This is a genomic window from Streptomyces sp. NBC_00390, assembly GCF_036057275.1.
Classification (GTDB): domain Bacteria; phylum Actinomycetota; class Actinomycetes; order Streptomycetales; family Streptomycetaceae; genus Streptomyces.
Genome location: NZ_CP107945.1, coordinates 6,115,279 through 6,131,208, shown reverse-complemented (window position 1 = coordinate 6,131,208; position 15,930 = coordinate 6,115,279). Strand labels below are relative to the sequence as shown.

The following is a 15,930-nucleotide window of genomic DNA, read 5'->3' as shown; positions in this document are numbered from 1 at the left end:
TCGACCATGCGTACGAGGGCGGCGGGGCCCGTGGCATGCGGGGCTGCGTGCGCGCGGCCTTGTCCGTCAGGCCCACCGGGCCGTCAGACAGTCGCCCTCGTCGGTCACCTTCGTGCCGAAGGGGGCGCACGCTCGGGTGAGGCGGGAGCGGATCCACGCGTACTCGTCGGGGGCGGCGGGACGGGTGTGGCAGTAGTCGAGGGCGATGGGGTACGCGTCCACGCGCCGGAGGGTGCGGCCTTCCAGAGTGGCGAGAAAGAGCAGGCCGAGGTCGTTGCGGAGGCGGGGATCGACCGCGTAGTCGTCGATGAAGTCGCCGAGGTCGAACAGGACGCGGCCGGTGAAGCCCTGGAAGACATGGGCGGAGTGGCCGATGACCAGGTCGGCGCCGGCGTCCAGCAGGGTGGGGGCGGAGCGCTCGACGTCGCGGACGGGGCGGGGGGCCATGTTCGGACCCCAGTGGGCGGTGACCAGGGTGATGTCCGTGTCCTCGCGCAGGTCGCGGACGGCTTCGGTGAGCCAGGGCGGTACGCCGTGGTGGAGGTCGGCATAGGCGGTGCCGGGGGTGTCCGGTCCCGCGGCGAACTCCTCGGGGTGGTCGGCGATGCCCAGCAGCCCGATGCGCAGTCCGCCGGCCTTCAGGACCAGCGGCGCACGGGCGCGGGCGGCGTCGGGGCCCGCTCCGACCGTCCCGATGCCCGCGTCGGCGAGCAGTGACAGGGTGTCGTCGAGAGCTTCCGGACCGTAGTCGAGCGCGTGGTTGTTGGCCAGGGTGACGACATCCACGCCAAGGAGTGCGAGGGCCTCGGCGGCGGACGGCGGCGCCCTGAAGAAGAAGGGCTTCCCAGGTATCCGGGCGCGGTGGCCGCGGGCCGAGACGCAGCATTCGAGGTTGAGCAGGAACAGGTCCGCCCGGTCCACGACGGATTTCAGCTCGGGCGCGAAGAGCGAGCCCGGTCCGAACGCGTCGAGGTGGCCGGCGACACCGCGGCCGAGCATCGTGTCGCCTGCCAGGGCGATCGTGAGGGTCATCGTCGGTCACCACCTGCCACCACCAGTGTCGGTCGCCCCGGACCGGGACGGAAGCGCAAGCTGGAGGGGGACCTTCCGGGAGGTGAGATGGACCGTGCTGTTCGTCGATCGTGAGTCGGCCGGGGACCAGCTGGCCGATGCGGTGCTGAAGCTCGGGCTGCGGGATCCGGTGATCCTGGGGCTGCCGCGTGGCGGGGTTCCGGTGGCGGCCCGGGTGGCCCGGGCGCTGGGGGCACCGCTCGATGTGATCGTCGTCCGTAAGTTGGGGGTGCCCGTCCAGCCCGAGCTGGGGTTCGGTGCCATCGGCGAGGGCGGCGTGCGGATCCTGAACGAGGACGTGGTGCGGATGGCGCAGGTCGGGCAGCGCCAGCAGGCTGCCGTGGAGGAGGCCGAGCGGTCGGTGCTGGAGCGGCGGCTGGCCCAGTACCGGGGGCACCGGTCGCGGGTTCCGGTCGAGGGGCGGACCGCTGTCGTGGTCGACGACGGTGTCGCCACGGGTTCCACCGCTGCGGCGGCGTGCCGGGTGGCGCGGGCACAGGGCGCGGCCCGGGTCGTGCTGGCCGTGCCGCTGGCTCCGGCCGATTCGGTGGCCTGGCTGCGGCAGGAGGCGGACGACGTGGTCTGTCTGGCCTCTCCGGGCGACTTCGGATCGGTGGGCCGCTGGTACCAGGACTTCTCTCAGACGTCCGACGAGGAGGTCGGAGCCTTGCTGGCCGAGGCGGCACACGACCCGACGGGTCCCGGGAGCCGGACGCCGGATCCCGAGGGCACGGCCGGCACCGACCCGGAGGTGGTGGTGCGGGCGGCCGGTGTCGAACTGTCCGGCGATCTCTCGCTCCCCCACGACGCGCCCGCGATCGTGGCCTTCGCGCACGGCAGCGGCAGTAGCCGGCACAGCCCGCGCAACCGTGCAGTGGCCGAGGACCTGCAGCGGGCCGGGCTGGGCACGCTGCTCTTCGACCTGCTCACCCCCGGCGAGGACAACGACCGCGAGCGGGTCTTCGACATCCCGCTCCTCGCCGGGCGGCTCACCGGCGCGACCCGGTGGCTGCGGACCGAGTACGGCCTTCCGGTCTGCTGCTTCGGCGCGAGCACGGGTGCGGCGGCGGCCCTGACGACCGCGGCGGAACCGGAGGCGGACATCGCCGCCGTGGTGTCCCGTGGCGGCCGCCCCGACCTGGCGGCCTCCTGGCTCGCCGATGTGCGCGCCCCCACGCTGCTGATCGTGGGCGGCCGAGACACGCTCGTACTCGAACTCAACTACCAGGCGGCTGCCCTCATGGCCTGCGAGCACCGTGTCGAGGTCGTTCCCGGTGCCACGCATCTCTTCGAGGAACCGGGGGCGCTTGAGCAGGTCTCGTCCCTGGCGGCGGACTGGTTCACCGGCCATCTGCCGTCCAGGGCGGCCTGAACCCGGTCCTGGCCGGCGCGCGCTGCCGCTTGCCTGAACCGTGGCCGGACGGCATGCTCGACGCCGCTGGCGGCGCGATCGGTGACATGCGATGCCGGGTCATCAGCGCCGAGGCCCGGATCGAGATCAAGCCGATGATGCCGGTCCGGGTCCCGGGCATGCCACGCCGGGCCAAGGACGGGGAGGACATCGCCCGGCTCCGGTCCGCCCTCGCGGGCTGAACGCACGGCCCGGCGGGCAGAACCGCCGCACGGGTCAAGCGCCGGGCCACTGCGGCCGAGTCCTTGTGGACCGACCGTGCACAGGCGGGGACATCCTGTTCGGACTGCGCCTGGTCCGTCCCACGCCGGCAGCACGGTACGAAGGAGGGGACCGTTTCGTGGTGGAGCCCGCGGACACCACCCCTGGGACCGGGTACGACACGCTCTTCGTCGTGCGTGCCGACGGCCGCCTGGAGCCGGTCACGGAGACTCAGGAGGTCGTTCCGCGCGCTGGTGACATGGTCGTGCGACTCGGCCCCCCACCGCCCGGATCGCTCGAGCCGTAAGGGTGACGACACCCGACGGCCGCCGGTCGTGCGGGTTCATGCTCCCTGCGTGGCGACCGGCCCGTCCTGCGGGTGGCCCGGGTCGCGTCGCGGGACCGCGGGGGTGACTCTGGCCGCATGAGCGAGTCGCGCAACCGGCAGGGCTGGGACACACCGCCGCCCCAGGGCCCCGCGGCCCAGCGGGGCATGCGGTGGCCGTGGGTGGTGCTGGTCGTCGCTCTGCTGCTGGCCGGCGGGTGCGTCGGCGCCGTCGGTCTGGTCGTGAGCGAGGTCTCGGACGAGGTCTGGCGGACCGCGAAGGTGCGGTACGAGGTCACCGGCGACGCGAAGAACGTGACCGTCGCGTACTCCGTCTGGACCGACGGGGACATCGTCATGGATCAGGAGACGGCCACCGCCCTGCCATGGCGCAAGGAGGTGGAGGCCGAGGGCCGCGGCCGCAGCGGCACGGTGGTCGTGACGCTCGGCGTCGGCGGTGGGCGGGCGACCTGCAGTGTGAGCGTCGATGACGGGACGCCCAGGACGGCGACCGCTTCCGGGGCCTTCGCGACCGCCGCCTGCATCGCCTCCTGAGCCCGGCCGCACATACGATCGCCCGATGGCGATCACTGTGCAGAAGCTGACCTACTACCCGGTGAAAGGCTGTGCCGCCACGGGCGGGGCGCCGGCCGAGCCGGCACCCCGCCCGTGACAGCTGTCAGCGTCCGTAGCGGATCAGCGCCCTGACCATCCGGCACGTCGTGTCGGACGGTGCGTGGATGCCGATGCGCTCCGCCGTCTCCCGTATCCGCCGGTTGTCGGCGGTCGCCGGGTGGTAGACACCCGAGTCGAGCAGCGCGATCGCCAGGCGCATGGCCTTCAGACGGCGGTTGTGCGTCACGTACCACTCGCGCGGCTGTCCGGCCGGGAGCGGCTTCTTCTTCAGGGGCTGGTACGTCGCGGATGTCGGCGTGGGCAGAGGCAGGGAAAGGGGCTTCGTCGTGACTGTGGCAACGGCCATCGGCAACCTCCTGGCGCGGTGGCGGGACCATCCCGAACTACTGTTCAGTCTACCGGCAGCCACTGACAATCGTCCCTGGCCAGGCGGTGTTTGAGCGACCGGTGAGCGGTACCGTTGCCGGTATGGAGATCTGGATCAACCCCGCCTGTTCGAAGTGCCGCAGCGCCATCGATCTGCTCGACGAGGAGGGCGCCGCGTACACCGTCCGGCGCTATCTGGAGGATGTGCCGACCCCGGACGAGATCCGCGAGGTGCTGGACCGGCTCGGGCTCGAGCCGTGGGACATCACCCGGACCGAGGAGGCCGCAGCGAAGGAGCTGGGGCTCAAGGAGTGGGCGCGCGACACCGGTTCGCGCGACCGGTGGATCGGGGCGCTGGCCGAGCACCCCAAGCTGATCCAGCGGCCTATCATCACCGCGGACGACGGGACGGCGGTGGTGGGGCGTACGGAGGAGGCGGTACGGGACGCCCTCGGCCGGGGCTGACGGCCGAACAGACAGGGCAGACAGGACGGCCCGGTCCGGTCCCGGCCTTCGCGGAAGGCTTGAGTCGGGAAGCCGATCCGGAACTGATCCGCCTGCGTTCCCGCGCTCAGCGTTCGTCGGTGCCCGCGACCTTGCCCGTTGCCAGGGCGATCCGGTTCCAGGTGTTGATCGTGAAGATCAGGGCCAGCAACTGGGCGAGCTCCTGCTCCTCGAAGTGCTCGGCCGCCTGCGCGTAGACCGCGTCCGGGACCCCGCGCTCCGCCACCAGCGTCACCGCTTCGGTGAGGGCCAGCGCGGCCTGCTCCTTGGGGGTGAAGAAGTGCCGGGCCTCGCGCCAGACCCCGGTCATGTGCAGGCGTTCCTCGCTCTCGCCGGCCTTGCGGGCGTCGCTCGTGTGCATGTGCAGGCAGTACGCGCAGTGGTTGAGCTGGGACGAGCGGATCTGCACCAGCTCGACGAGCGCCGGGTCCAGGCCCTGCCGGGCCGCGGCGTCCAGGCCGATCACGGCACGGAACGCCTTGGGGGCCAGCTTGGCGAAGTTGATGCGGGTGGTGGCCGTCTGCGAGGTCTCTGTCGTCGTCATGGGTACGAATCTAATGACCCGGGCGACCGCTTGTAAGGTGCATTTCCATGGCGGAATCATGGGTCAATTTCGCGGAGCGGCTCGGGGCCGATCTGCATCTGGAGCTGACCGGGCCGGGCAGCCGGCGTGCCGTTCTGATGCGTGCGCTGCGCGAGGCGGTCCAGAGCGGGCGGCTGGCGCCGGGCACCCGGCTGCCGCCGTACCGTTCCCTCGCCGCCGACCTCGGGATCGCCCGTAACACCGTCGGCGACGCGTACGCCGAACTGGTCGCCGAGGGCTGGCTGACCGCGCGCCAGGGCTCGGGGACGCGGGTCGCCGAGCGGGCGGCCCCGCTCACCCCCGTACGCAGCCGGCGCACCCCGGTGCGGCCGGCGAAGCCGGTGTACGACCTGGTGCAGGGGCAGCCCGATCCGTCGGTGTTTCCGCGTGCGGCCTGGCTGGCGTCGGCCCGGCGGGCGCTGACTGCCGCGCCGCACGACGCCTTCGGGCCCGGCGATCCGCGCGGCCGGCGGGAGCTGAGAGTGGCGCTGGCCGGATATCTGGCCCGGGTCCGCGGGGTGCGCACGAGCCCGGAGCGGATCGTGGTGTGCTCCGGGACCGCGCACGCCCTGCGGCTGATGGCGTCGGTCGTGGGCGGGCGATGGGCGGTGGAGTCGTACGGGCTGCCCTTCCACCGCGACCTGCTCGCCGCCGAGAAGGTGACCACCGTGCCGCTCGGTGTCGACGAACACGGCGCCAGATCAGACCAGTTGGGGGACGAGCAAGCTGTGCTGCTCACCCCCGCGCACCAGTTCCCGACCGGTGGTCCGCTGCAGGCGGCGCGCCGTACGGCCGTCGTGGACTGGGCGCGGTCCACGGGTGGTGTCGTCCTGGAGGACGACTACGACGGCGAGTTCCGTTACGACCGCCGGCCGGTGGGCGCGGTGCAGAGCCTGGACCCGGACCGGGTGGTGTTCATGGGATCGGTGAGCAAGAGCCTGTCCCCCACGCTGCGCATCGGCTGGATGGTGCTGCCCGGGCAGCTCGTGGAGGAGGTGGTGAGGACGAAGGGCGAGCGCGAGCAGTACGCGAGCGCCACCGAGCAGCTCACGCTCGCGGACTTCATCGCCTCCGGGGCGTACGACCGGCATGTGCGCAGGATGCGGCAGCGGCACCGGCGGCGGCGCGACCGCCTGGTGTCGGTGCTGGCGGAGCGGGCGCCGCAGGTCCGGGTGAGCGGGATGGCGGCAGGGCTGCACGCCGTAATCGAACTGCCGCGGGGAACGGAGCGTGCCGTGGTGAAGGCCGCCGCCTGGCAGGGACTGGCGGTCGATGGGCTGGCGGGCTACCGGCATCCCGGGTACGCGGGCGAGAGCCGCGACGGCCTGGTGGTCGGGTACGCGACTCCGCCCGAGCACCTGTATCCCGGCGCCCTGGATGCGTTGTGCCGTGCACTGCCACTGGATTGACGGTCCGTCACCTTAAGGAAAGTTAAGGAAGAGACAGGTGAGACGGCTGAATGCTTCCCTCGGGCTACTCGTACGTAGGGGCACAGGAACCATCCGGCCGCCGTTCACGGCCGGGGACAGGAGCCCTTTCGTGTCGCGCAAGAAGACCCTCAGCGGTAAGAAGAAGATCGCCCTCCTCGTCGGAGCCGCAGCCATGGTCGGCGGTACTGCGATTGTCATGACCGGGACAAGCCAGGCATCATCGGCGGCCTGTGACGGCCTCGTCCAGGCGATCCGCAACAACGAGAACTTCATCGCCGGTCAACGGGCCAACCCGGACGCCCAGTCGGCCGCGCGGATCGCCAACCGTGAGGCGGTGATCGCACAGATCAAGGTGCAGCAGAAGGCCGCAGGCTGTGCGGAGGGTGCGGGCGGCGGCGGTGACCAGGCGGCGGCTCCGGCCGAGCCCCCGGCCGAGGCGGCACCGCCCGCGGGCGGCGGCGGTGACGCCGGTGCTGCAGGAGATGTCGTCTGCGCCGGACAGAACCTCACGTTCTCCGGCGACGGCGGCGCACCGGCGGCCTCCAGCGGCCAGTTCCCGATCGGCACCCAGCTCAAGGTCACCAACCTCGACAACAACAAGACCACCACCGTCGAGGTGAAGTCGACCTCCGGAAGCTGTGCGCTGCTGAACGCCGCGGCCTTCGAGCAGGTACGCGAGGCGGGCAAGAACGTGATCCGCAACGTCCGTATCGAGAAGGTCGGCGGCGGAGCGGCCGAGGCGGCACCGCCGGCGGAAGAGCCCCCGGCCGAGGCGGCGCCGCCCGCCGCCGGCGGTGGCGACGCAGGTGCCACCGGTGAAGTCGTCTGCGCCGGCTCGACGGTGACGCTCTCCGGTGAGGGCGGCGCCCCCGCCGCCTCCAGCGGCCAGTTCCCGGTCGGCACCAAACTCAAGGTCACCAACCTCGACAACAACAAGTCGACGACCGTCGAGGTCACCTCGGCGTCCGGCAGCTGCGCGCTGCTCAACAACGCCGCCTTCGAGCAGGTACGCGAGCCCGGCAAGTTCCTGATCCGCAAGGCGCGCATCGAGCGCGTCGGCTGAGGACCCCAGGGACCGGCCCGACCCGTCGGCCGGCCCGCCCGGTCGGCCGCCCCCGAACCCTCGGCCGACCGGGCACACGCCGGACGGCCGGCCACACCTCGGCCTGCCGGGTCCACGACCCGGCAGGCCGGGGCAGGCTGATCGGACAGGCGCGGGAGCCGGCGGCCGTCACCGGCCAGGAAAATCCCGCGGAACGCAGGTCGAACGGTGTTACGTTTCCCCCGCCGGTCGCGGGACTCCGGTGCGACTTCCGGGACTTGCCTATGCAGCAGTGATTTCGCTGATCGCGCCTCCATTCCCCGGCCGGCTCCTGCATTTCCGTGCATCCGCATGGGGGGAAGCGATGGGGGACGGACCATGGCGGAGACCTTCGCCGACCTGATCGCGGCCGAGGACGTGCTGCTGTTCGTCAATGCCGCCGTCACCTCGACCGGGCAGCGCGAATTCCGCTCCCAGGCAGACGAGCAGCGGCTGTCGCTGTCCTTTCTGCACGAGTACGTCCGCGTCAACTACCGGTCCGTGTATGCCGCAGCGCTCGCGCTCGACATCAACGACCACAACGCCGCACTGATCGTGGAGCGCCTGCTGCGCACCGCGGGTGAGGCGAGCGCGGGCGAGAAGCGCACCGAGGGCGCGCTGATCGCCGCCCGGCTGACCGCCCTCCCGCCGCAGCGCGTGTACCGGATCTTCCGCGCGCTGCGCGCCGCCAAGGTCAACAACCGCCGTACCCGCGCGATCATGCGCGACTGGCTGGCGGCACGGCCGGATGCGGGCCATGACGCGGTGAAGTACCGCAGCGGGCTGACGACGCTGGCGCGCCATGCCCATCTTCGGCTCGGAGAAGACGAGTTGGGGGACTTCCTGTTCCGTCCGGGCAAGCGGGCGCGCTATGAGCACGCTTTCCTCGACGCCTACCGCCGCGCCCACTTCGAGCAGGCCGCGATCTATGAGCTGCCGTACACCGTCGCCGAGGGTTTCGCGGCCAAGCACGGCGTTGCGCGCGCGCAGTTCCTTGAGCGGATCGCGCCGCGCATGACCCGGCTCGAGCGGCTGCGCACCCAGCGCTCCGCCGGGACGTCCGCCGAGCTCGGCTTCATGCCGCTGACCCGGCTTGCCCTGTATGTGCTGGCGCTGCCGATCGACGAGCGGGTTGCCCGGCGCGCCGAGCTGACCGGGGCTCTGCGGTCAGCCGCGCGGCGCTCCGCCGGCCCGTACGCCGGCACCTGGGGCCGCGTGGCCGCCGTGCTGGACGACAGCTACTCCGCGTCCGGTTCGTCCGTGAAGCGGCGCCGTCCGCTGGCGGTCGCCCTCGGCTGCCACTTCCTGCTGGAGGCGCTGGCGGAGCCGGGGTCCTACCGGGCGCACTGGACGTCGGGTGCGCGCGATCCGCTGCTCGTACGGCCGATCGGGCCCACCCCGCTGGGCAGCCGCATCCTGGACGCGCTGGAGGATGCTCCGCAGCGGCTGGTGATCGTCTCGGACGGCTGGGACAACGCGCCGCCCGGCCTCGCCGGTGAGGTGCTGCGCGTCTGGCGCACCCGGCTCGATCCCGAGCGGCGCACCAGTGTGGTGCATGTGAACCCTGTATACGACGCCGACGTCTTCGATGTGCGCCGCCTCGCGCCGAGCGTGCCGACGACCGGTATCCGGGACGCGGAGGACCTGGCCGCGCTGGTGGAGATCGCGCAGTTCGCCGAGGGCCGCACCGGAGCGGCCGAACTGCAGGCGTACCTGGACGAACGGACCGACCGCTTCCTGGAAGGAGCATCGTGAACAGACTGGACATGACCGGGCTGCGCACCATGCCCGCCCAGGTGTGGGGCGGCATCCGGCTGGTGCCGCTGGTGCGCGAGGAGCCGGTGGCGGGACTGCGGCTGCACCGCCGCGTCCACGAGGGGTACGGCCGGGTCCAGGTCGCGCCGCGCACGGAGTACTGCTCCTACATCCCGCACGGCTTCGTCGCCGACTGGTCGGGCGAGGACGGCGAGCGGGCGGCGTACGGCACGCAGCTGGACGGGCCGGCCGGCACCCGCGTCCCGGACTGCATCCCCGTGCGGCGCCACCACCGGATGGCCAAGCGGGTCCGCTCCAAGGGCGTGACGGAGAAGCGGCTGCTCCGTGGCGGAGCCACAAAATGTCGCTTTCTGCCGCTGCACCTCGCGCTCGAGGGGTATCTGGCGCTGCACTTCCGCGGACCGTCGATCGTGTGGGACGAGTGGTCCCAGCAGGCGGTACGGCAGGGTCTGTCGCCGCGTTCCGAGGCCGCGTACGGCGGCTGGGCGGTGAGCGGCCTCGCCGAGGTGCTGCGCATCTTCGAGATCCACCCGGGCCAGTGCGGTGTGCTCGTGTACGCCTCCGACGCGCTCGCCGCCGCTTTCGTGGTGCCGCACCCCGACGACTACCGGACCCTGCACCCCACCCTGATCGAGGACATGTACGGGGAGCTGGTGTACCAGTACGCGCACTTCGGGATGCCCGTGGCCGACTTCGCGGCGCACATCCGGGACAGCCCGCTGCTGCGGACGGTCGCGGATCTGCGTACGGCGGCCCGTGCGCAGGAGCGCCTGTGGGCCGAGAACCACGGCACGTTCATGGCGGACCGGCTGCTGGACAGCAGCTACGCCTTCCAACGGGTACACCGGATGGACGCGTTCACCCTGTGGCGCTTCCTGCCGTCGTTCCGGCGCGGTCTGCCGGAGCAGCACATCGGCGAGGTCATCACGGACCACAAGGGCTGTGTCGCGTATCTCAAGACCTTCCGGCTCTCGGCGGCGCAGATCCGGCGCGGCCATCTTCTCGGCACCCTGCACGACAACGACTGGCACCTGGAGAGGACCGCCGCCGCGCTGGGCAGCAGTCATGACGCGCTGGTGGCCCGCATCCGGGACGCGGGCCTCGGATCGCTGCTCGACGCACACGAGGTGGCCCGCCGGTCGCGCCTGGCACGCCGCCGCTGACCGCTGTGTTTGCCACGTAACGTGGGGTTCACACATGGGCAACGGCCGGGAAATCGCGAATTGCGAAGCTGCGCGCCATACCGCTGCACCCGCAAAGGATGAGGCCCCGTGACCTTCAAGGCTGAGTACATCTGGATCGACGGCACCGAGCCGACCGCCAAGCTTCGCTCGAAGACGAAGATACTGACGGGTTCCGCCGCCGGCGTCGCCGAGCTGCCCATCTGGGGCTTCGACGGGTCCAGCACCAACCAGGCCGAGGGTCACGCCTCCGACCGGGTCCTCAAGCCCGTCTTCTCCTGCCCGGACCCGATCCGCGGCGGCGACGACGTGCTGGTGATGTGCGAGGTCCTCAACACGGACATGACCCCGCACGCCTCCAACACCCGCGCCGCGCTGGTCGAGGTCTACGAGAAGTTCGCCGCGCAGGAGCCGATCTTCGGCATCGAGCAGGAGTACACCTTCTTCAAGGGCTCGCGCCCGCTCGGCTTCCCCGAGAGCGGCTTCCCGGCCGCGCAGGGCGGCTACTACTGCGGTGTCGGCTCGGACGAGATCTTCGGCCGTGACGTCGTCGAGGCGCACCTGGAGAACTGCCTCAAGGCGGGCCTGGGCATCTCCGGCATCAACGCCGAGGTCATGCCCGGCCAGTGGGAGTTCCAGGTCGGCCCGCTGGCGCCCCTCGAGGTCGCGGACCAGCTGTGGGTGGCCCGCTGGCTGCTCTACCGCACCGCCGAGGACTTCGACATCTCCGCGACGCTGGACCCGAAGCCGGTGAAGGGCGACTGGAACGGCGCGGGCGCGCACACCAACTTCTCCACCAAGGCGATGCGCGAGGGCTACGACGCGATCATCACCGCGTGCGAGTCGCTCGGTGAGGGCTCCAAGCCGCTCGACCACGTCAAGAACTACGGCGCGGGCATCGACGACCGCCTCACCGGTCTGCACGAGACCGCCCCGTGGAACGAGTACAGCTACGGCGTCTCCGACCGCGGTGCCTCGGTCCGTATCCCGTGGCAGGTCGAGCAGGACGGCAAGGGCTACATCGAGGACCGCCGCCCGAACGCCAACGTCGACCCGTACCTGGTGACCCGCCTGATCGTGGACACCTGCTGCTCGGCGCTGGAGAAAGCCGGCCAGGTCTGAGCCGAAGGCTTCAGGGCAGAGGGGCGTCCGCCGATCCGGCGGACGCCCCTCTGCCGTAGGGTCTTGTCCGTGCTGGAGGGGATCGACGACATCGACTGGGCGGGGCTCGAGCACGCCTACGGGCCCGCGGACGATGTGCCGGACCTGCTGCGTGCCGCGCAATCGGCTGACGAGGACGAGCAGGAGCAGGCGTTCGAGGACCTGTTCTCCTCGCTCTGTCACCAGGGGTCGATCTACTCGGCCACGGCCGCCGCGGTGCCGTTCCTCGCACACCTCGCGCTGCACGGGTCCGGTGACCGGGTACGGATGCTGTGGCTGCTCGGCGGCGCGGCGGACGGCAACGGGCGCGAGTACCTCCAGGTGCGCCGGGCGGTCGCGGAGGTGATGCCGTCCCTGCTGGGCCTTGCCGCGGACGGGGAGGACGCCGTACGCAAGGCCATGGTGTGGCTGATCAGCGTGTGCGACGACTACGCGCTGCCGCTCCTGCCCCTGCTGCGGGCCCGGCTCGACGAGGAGAACGACCCCGGGATCCGGGCGGACATCGTCACGGCGCTCGGTCTGCTGGACCCTTCCGACGACGCCCGTACCGCCCGGGCACGCGCCCTGCTGGCCGCTCCGGAACCGCTGGTGCGCCGGGCGGCCGCCGTCGATCTGCTGCGTACGGCACCGCTCCCGCTCCCGGTGGACCTGGTCGACCTCGCGCTGGACACGTACGACGGCGAGCCCGCTCTCGAGGCCGACGCACCCTGGCCGGAGCACTACCGGTCCCTGGACGAGCGGCTGTTGGACGACCCGGACGCGGCACTGCGGGCGGTCGCGCGGGGGATGCCCCTGGCTTCGGCGATCACGCGCATCTGGCGCGACCGCGAGCAGGATGTGCTGCCGTGGCTCGTGGCATCGGTGGAAGGCCCGTACGACCTGCGGGACATCGCGCGCGAGGCGGCCGCGGTGGACGGCGGCGAACCCGCCCCCTGGCTGGAGGTGCATCTCCGCTCGCCGCAACCGCAGATGCGGGTGGCGGCAACCCTGGTGGCGGTACGGCTGCGGGTGCCGGACGCACTCGGACTCGTGCTGCGGCTGATGGATGAGATACCCGGGACCGAGGGTGTGGCCGACGCCGTACGGGCGGCCGTGGAGGTGTACGGCGCGGCGGCGGAGCCGGTCGCGCTGCGGGTCCTGGCCCGGCCCCGCAGCGAGTGGCTCGGCGTGCTGGGCGACTTCCCGGCACTCGCCGCCGCCTCGGTGGACGACCTCGTCCGACTGCTGCCGCACTCCGCCGGCGTGCTGGGCTCACTCGGCGCCGACGCGGGCCCCGCGGCGACGCGCGCCCTCCTCGGGCATGCGCGCAAGGGCAGCAAGGAGTCGGCGCTCGCCTACGCCCGCGTCACGGCAGACCCGTCGGTCGTGGTGGCGGCCCTGCGCACCGACCTGGCCGAAGGCAACGGCGTGCACACCGCCGGCGCACTCGGGCCCTTGGCTGCCGGGCTGCTGCCGGAGATCGAGGCCCAGCTGGCCAGGCCCTGGTGGCATGTCCAGGCGGCGGCCGCGCTGGCGATCTGGCGGATCACCGGCCGCACCGAGGACACCGCCCCGGTGCTGGCGGAACGCCTCGCCCGCACCGACCAGTTCGCCCCCCATCACCTGGAATGGCTGCGGGCGCTGCGCGACATGGCGCTGCTCCCGGACATCGCCCGCCCCACGGTGGAGCGATTCGCGTACTCCGCCCGGCGCGTCATGTCACCCGACATCCTGAACGGCGCGGCACCGCATGCCGATTACGAGGCACGGGCGCTGGCGCGGGAGCTGCTGGCGGCGGTCGCACACTGACCACAGATGCCGACAAGATCACGTATCAACGTGTGGAAGCACCCTGCGGTGACGGCGGGGGGTCTGCTTCAATGGGGACATGGCCAGCTTCCAGCACATCGCGACAGGTCGCAGCGACCTCGAGCCGTTCTGGCCGTCCCGGCAGCATGACGACTTCGACCGGGTGTGTTGCCGCGCGGTGAACGCGCAGGCCCTCTAACACCGCTCACCCCGGTCTTCGGCCAGCGCGCACGACGTACGTCCGTCTCTCGACGACTCGACGACCTCCTCCGCGCGAAAGAGCTGACCTCTCATGGCGAACACCCGTATCTCCGCCGGATCCTTCTCCACCGCTGCCGCCCCTGCCACTGCCGCGACCGCGCAGGCCCTTGCGGGCCGCCACCGACTGCGTGCCGTCGACCGTGACGAGGTCGTCGATGTCGTCGATGTCGCGAACTTCCTTCCGCCGGGGGCCACCTGGCTGCCCGCACCCCAGCACACCCTGCCCGCGCTGCCGGGCCGGCCGCCGATGGTCGGCTATCTGGTGCTCGTGCCGGCCGATCAGCAGCCCGCACTCGTGCCCGCACCGCAGCCGCAGGCTCCGGCCGGTGACGGTCCGGTGCTGATCGACACGGTGCAGCGCACCGCCGAGGTGGACGGGCGGACGCTGGACCTGACGTACCTCGAGTTCGAGCTGCTCGCGCATCTCGTCGCCCATCCCCACCGGGTGCACAGCCGGGACCAGTTGGTGTCGACCGTGTGGGGCTACGGACATGTCGGCGACGGCCGGACCGTCGATGTCCATGTGGCCCGGCTGCGGCGCAAGCTGGGTGCCGATCACCGGCGCACCATTCAGACGGTGCGGCGGGTCGGCTACAAGTACACACCCTGATACGGCAGACGGGCCTGGTCCCGGATCCGTGCGGATCCGGGACCAGGCCCGATGGCCCTTCCGGCTATGCCTTGGCGCGTGCCTTCGCCGTCACGCCCAGCGCGATGTCGATCACGAGGAACGCCAGCAGGCTGATGCCGAGCATCGGGATGAACCAGCCCACCACGACGGTGACCGCGGCGACCGGAAGCAGCGCCGTCGCCGGCAGCTTGCGCCAGGCGCCGCGCGGCATGGGCCGGCCCGCGCTCAGCTTGCGCTCCTTCGTCGGCCTGCGCAGCCACCACATGCGGTAGCCCCAGACGATGAGCAGGATCAACGCGAGGGCGAGAGCGGCCAGGGCGAGCTGGTTGGCGAGGCCGAACGTCACGCCCATGTGGACGTCGATCCCGAACCGGGTCAGCTTGGCGAGCAGCGGGTAGTCGGCGAACCTGAGCTCGTCCATGACCTTGCCGTCGGCCGGATGGACGGCGACCGAGTCGAGATGGACCGGGAACTGCTTGTCGGTCTCCTTGACGACATAGCCGCTGCCGTCGGCGGGCAGGATGACCGAGATCTGCCCCTCGACGCCCTTGGCGGCCGCCGCCTCGACCACCTTGTCGATGCCGACGTCCGGGCCCTGCTGGGCGACGGAGTCACCGCCACCGCCGTGGCCCTCGTGTCCGTCGCCCTCGCCGCCGCCCGGCGAGAGTTCGGCCGCCACGGACGGGGTCGCGCCGCCGAGCTGCGTCTGGAGCGTGTCGATGTTCTCGCCCGCGTACTTGGACCAGGTCAGACCCGTCGCGGAGAGCACGAGCAGTCCCGCGACCGCCCACACGCCGACCGCGCCGTGCCGGGTCAGGGTCTTGCGGCGGCCCGTGGCGCCGCGCTCGGGAAGGATCAGCTCACGCTTGGAGCGCCGTCTGCGGCCCAGCCACAGCAGCAGACCGCCGAGTGCGACGACCCACAGCCAGCTGGCCGCCATCTCGCTGTAGTTGCGCCCGAAGTCGCCCATGTGCAGGTTGGAGTGGAGTCCGCTGAGCCAGGCCCGCAGCGGAAGAGCCCCGAAGGAGTCGACCAGCTCGCCGCGTATCTCCCCGGTGTAGGGGTTGACGAAGACGGCGAGGGACTCACCCTCCTCGACCTCGGGGGTGGTCATCAGGACACGGGTGGTCGCGCCGTCCTCGTGGGAGGGCCACACGGCGGTCACCTCGCCCTCGGGGTGGGCGGTGCGGGCGGCCTCGACCTGGGCCGAGAGGGGGACGGAACTCTCGCCCGTCGGGACCTGCAGCTCACGGCTGTAGACGAGCTTCTCGGCCTGATGGGAGAGCGCGTAGAGGAAGCCGCTGACGGCGGCGGCCAGAAGGAGCGGGGCGATCAGCAGTCCCGCGTAGAAGTGGAGGCGGAGTACGAGGGGGCGCAGGGCGCTCCACAGACCGGCCTTGGTGGTCTCGGGTGCGGCGCCGCCGGTGGCGGTACCGGTCCCGTCCGCAGGTTCGGTGCCCTTGCTGGGGACGTCGATGGACATGGTGGTCCTAGGGAGTCGGCGTTGACATGGGGAGGCGGCCC

16 protein-coding genes are annotated in these 15,930 nt (G+C 71.8%); 12 read left to right on the top strand and 4 right to left on the bottom strand.

The annotated features are described in order from the left end of the window. Positions 1 to 66 precede the first annotated feature (66 nt). The gene (locus tag OHS70_RS27065; protein WP_328401451.1) at positions 67 to 1,032 is read right to left on the bottom strand and encodes a CapA family protein; all 966 of its coding nucleotides are present in this window, start codon (positions 1,030 to 1,032) and stop codon (positions 67 to 69) included. Between the two features lie 94 nt (positions 1,033 to 1,126). Between OHS70_RS27065 and OHS70_RS27060 the strand changes: the two genes are divergently transcribed. From OHS70_RS27060 to OHS70_RS27045, 4 genes are all read left to right on the top strand, one after another. After that, positions 1,127 to 2,443: a phosphoribosyltransferase gene (locus tag OHS70_RS27060; RefSeq protein ID WP_328401449.1), complete on the top strand. Its 1,317-nt coding sequence runs from the start codon at positions 1,127 to 1,129 to the stop codon at positions 2,441 to 2,443. A gap of 53 nt (positions 2,444 to 2,496) precedes the next feature. Next, positions 2,497 to 2,664 carry a hypothetical protein gene (locus OHS70_RS27055; RefSeq protein WP_328401448.1) on the top strand — a complete coding sequence of 56 codons (168 nt, stop codon included), beginning with the start codon at positions 2,497 to 2,499 and terminating at the stop codon, positions 2,662 to 2,664. Between the two features lie 158 nt (positions 2,665 to 2,822). After that, entirely contained in the window at positions 2,823 to 2,990 is a 168-nt protein-coding gene (locus OHS70_RS27050) for a hypothetical protein (protein WP_328401447.1), read from the top strand. Positions 2,991 to 3,107: 117 nt separating this feature from the next. Further along, complete coding sequence (locus OHS70_RS27045; RefSeq protein ID WP_328401445.1) at positions 3,108 to 3,563, top strand: hypothetical protein; 456 nt, start codon at positions 3,108 to 3,110, stop codon at positions 3,561 to 3,563. Between the two features lie 124 nt (positions 3,564 to 3,687). Here OHS70_RS27045 and OHS70_RS27040 read toward each other — a convergent pair whose 3' ends face one another. Further along, the gene (locus tag OHS70_RS27040; RefSeq protein WP_328401443.1) at positions 3,688 to 3,990 is read right to left on the bottom strand and encodes a hypothetical protein; all 303 of its coding nucleotides are present in this window, start codon (positions 3,988 to 3,990) and stop codon (positions 3,688 to 3,690) included. A gap of 122 nt (positions 3,991 to 4,112) precedes the next feature. Between OHS70_RS27040 and OHS70_RS27035 the strand changes: the two genes are divergently transcribed. Further along, positions 4,113 to 4,475, top strand: a complete 363-nt coding sequence (locus tag OHS70_RS27035) for an arsenate reductase family protein (RefSeq protein ID WP_328401441.1) — start codon at positions 4,113 to 4,115, stop codon at positions 4,473 to 4,475. Between the two features lie 106 nt (positions 4,476 to 4,581). Here OHS70_RS27035 and OHS70_RS27030 read toward each other — a convergent pair whose 3' ends face one another. After that, entirely contained in the window at positions 4,582 to 5,058 is a 477-nt protein-coding gene (locus OHS70_RS27030) for a carboxymuconolactone decarboxylase family protein (protein WP_328401439.1), read from the bottom strand. A gap of 47 nt (positions 5,059 to 5,105) precedes the next feature. Between OHS70_RS27030 and pdxR the strand changes: the two genes are divergently transcribed. The 7 genes from pdxR to OHS70_RS26995 all read left to right on the top strand — a co-directional run bounded on the left by pdxR (position 5,106) and on the right by OHS70_RS26995 (position 14,385). Then, positions 5,106 to 6,506, top strand: a complete 1,401-nt coding sequence (gene pdxR, locus OHS70_RS27025; RefSeq protein WP_328401437.1) for a MocR-like pyridoxine biosynthesis transcription factor PdxR — start codon at positions 5,106 to 5,108, stop codon at positions 6,504 to 6,506. 130 nt (positions 6,507 to 6,636) lie between these two features. Further along, positions 6,637 to 7,590, top strand: coding sequence for a hypothetical protein (locus tag OHS70_RS39150; protein ID WP_443062662.1), 954 nt, complete (start codon positions 6,637 to 6,639; stop codon positions 7,588 to 7,590). 357 nt (positions 7,591 to 7,947) lie between these two features. Continuing rightward, entirely contained in the window at positions 7,948 to 9,363 is a 1,416-nt protein-coding gene (locus OHS70_RS27015; protein WP_328401435.1) for a hypothetical protein, read from the top strand. Beyond that, a complete protein-coding gene (locus tag OHS70_RS27010; RefSeq protein ID WP_328401433.1) occupies positions 9,360 to 10,547 on the top strand; it encodes an ARPP-2 domain-containing protein in 1,188 nt (395 codons plus the stop codon). The genes OHS70_RS27015 and OHS70_RS27010 overlap by 4 nt, the downstream gene beginning before the upstream one ends. A gap of 108 nt (positions 10,548 to 10,655) precedes the next feature. Then, positions 10,656 to 11,687, top strand: coding sequence for a glutamine synthetase (glnII, locus tag OHS70_RS27005; protein WP_328401431.1), 1,032 nt, complete (start codon positions 10,656 to 10,658; stop codon positions 11,685 to 11,687). A gap of 69 nt (positions 11,688 to 11,756) precedes the next feature. Next, positions 11,757 to 13,514 (top strand): hypothetical protein, encoded by a 1,758-nt coding sequence (locus OHS70_RS27000; RefSeq protein WP_328401429.1) that lies wholly within the window; start codon positions 11,757 to 11,759, stop codon positions 13,512 to 13,514. 292 nt (positions 13,515 to 13,806) lie between these two features. Further along, positions 13,807 to 14,385, top strand: a complete 579-nt coding sequence (locus OHS70_RS26995; protein WP_328401427.1) for a winged helix-turn-helix domain-containing protein — start codon at positions 13,807 to 13,809, stop codon at positions 14,383 to 14,385. 64 nt (positions 14,386 to 14,449) lie between these two features. On the opposite strand, the gene OHS70_RS26990 is transcribed toward OHS70_RS26995, so the two are convergent. Beyond that, a complete protein-coding gene (locus OHS70_RS26990) occupies positions 14,450 to 15,889 on the bottom strand; it encodes a PepSY-associated TM helix domain-containing protein (RefSeq protein ID WP_328401425.1) in 1,440 nt (479 codons plus the stop codon). Positions 15,890 to 15,930: the final 41 nt, after the last annotated feature.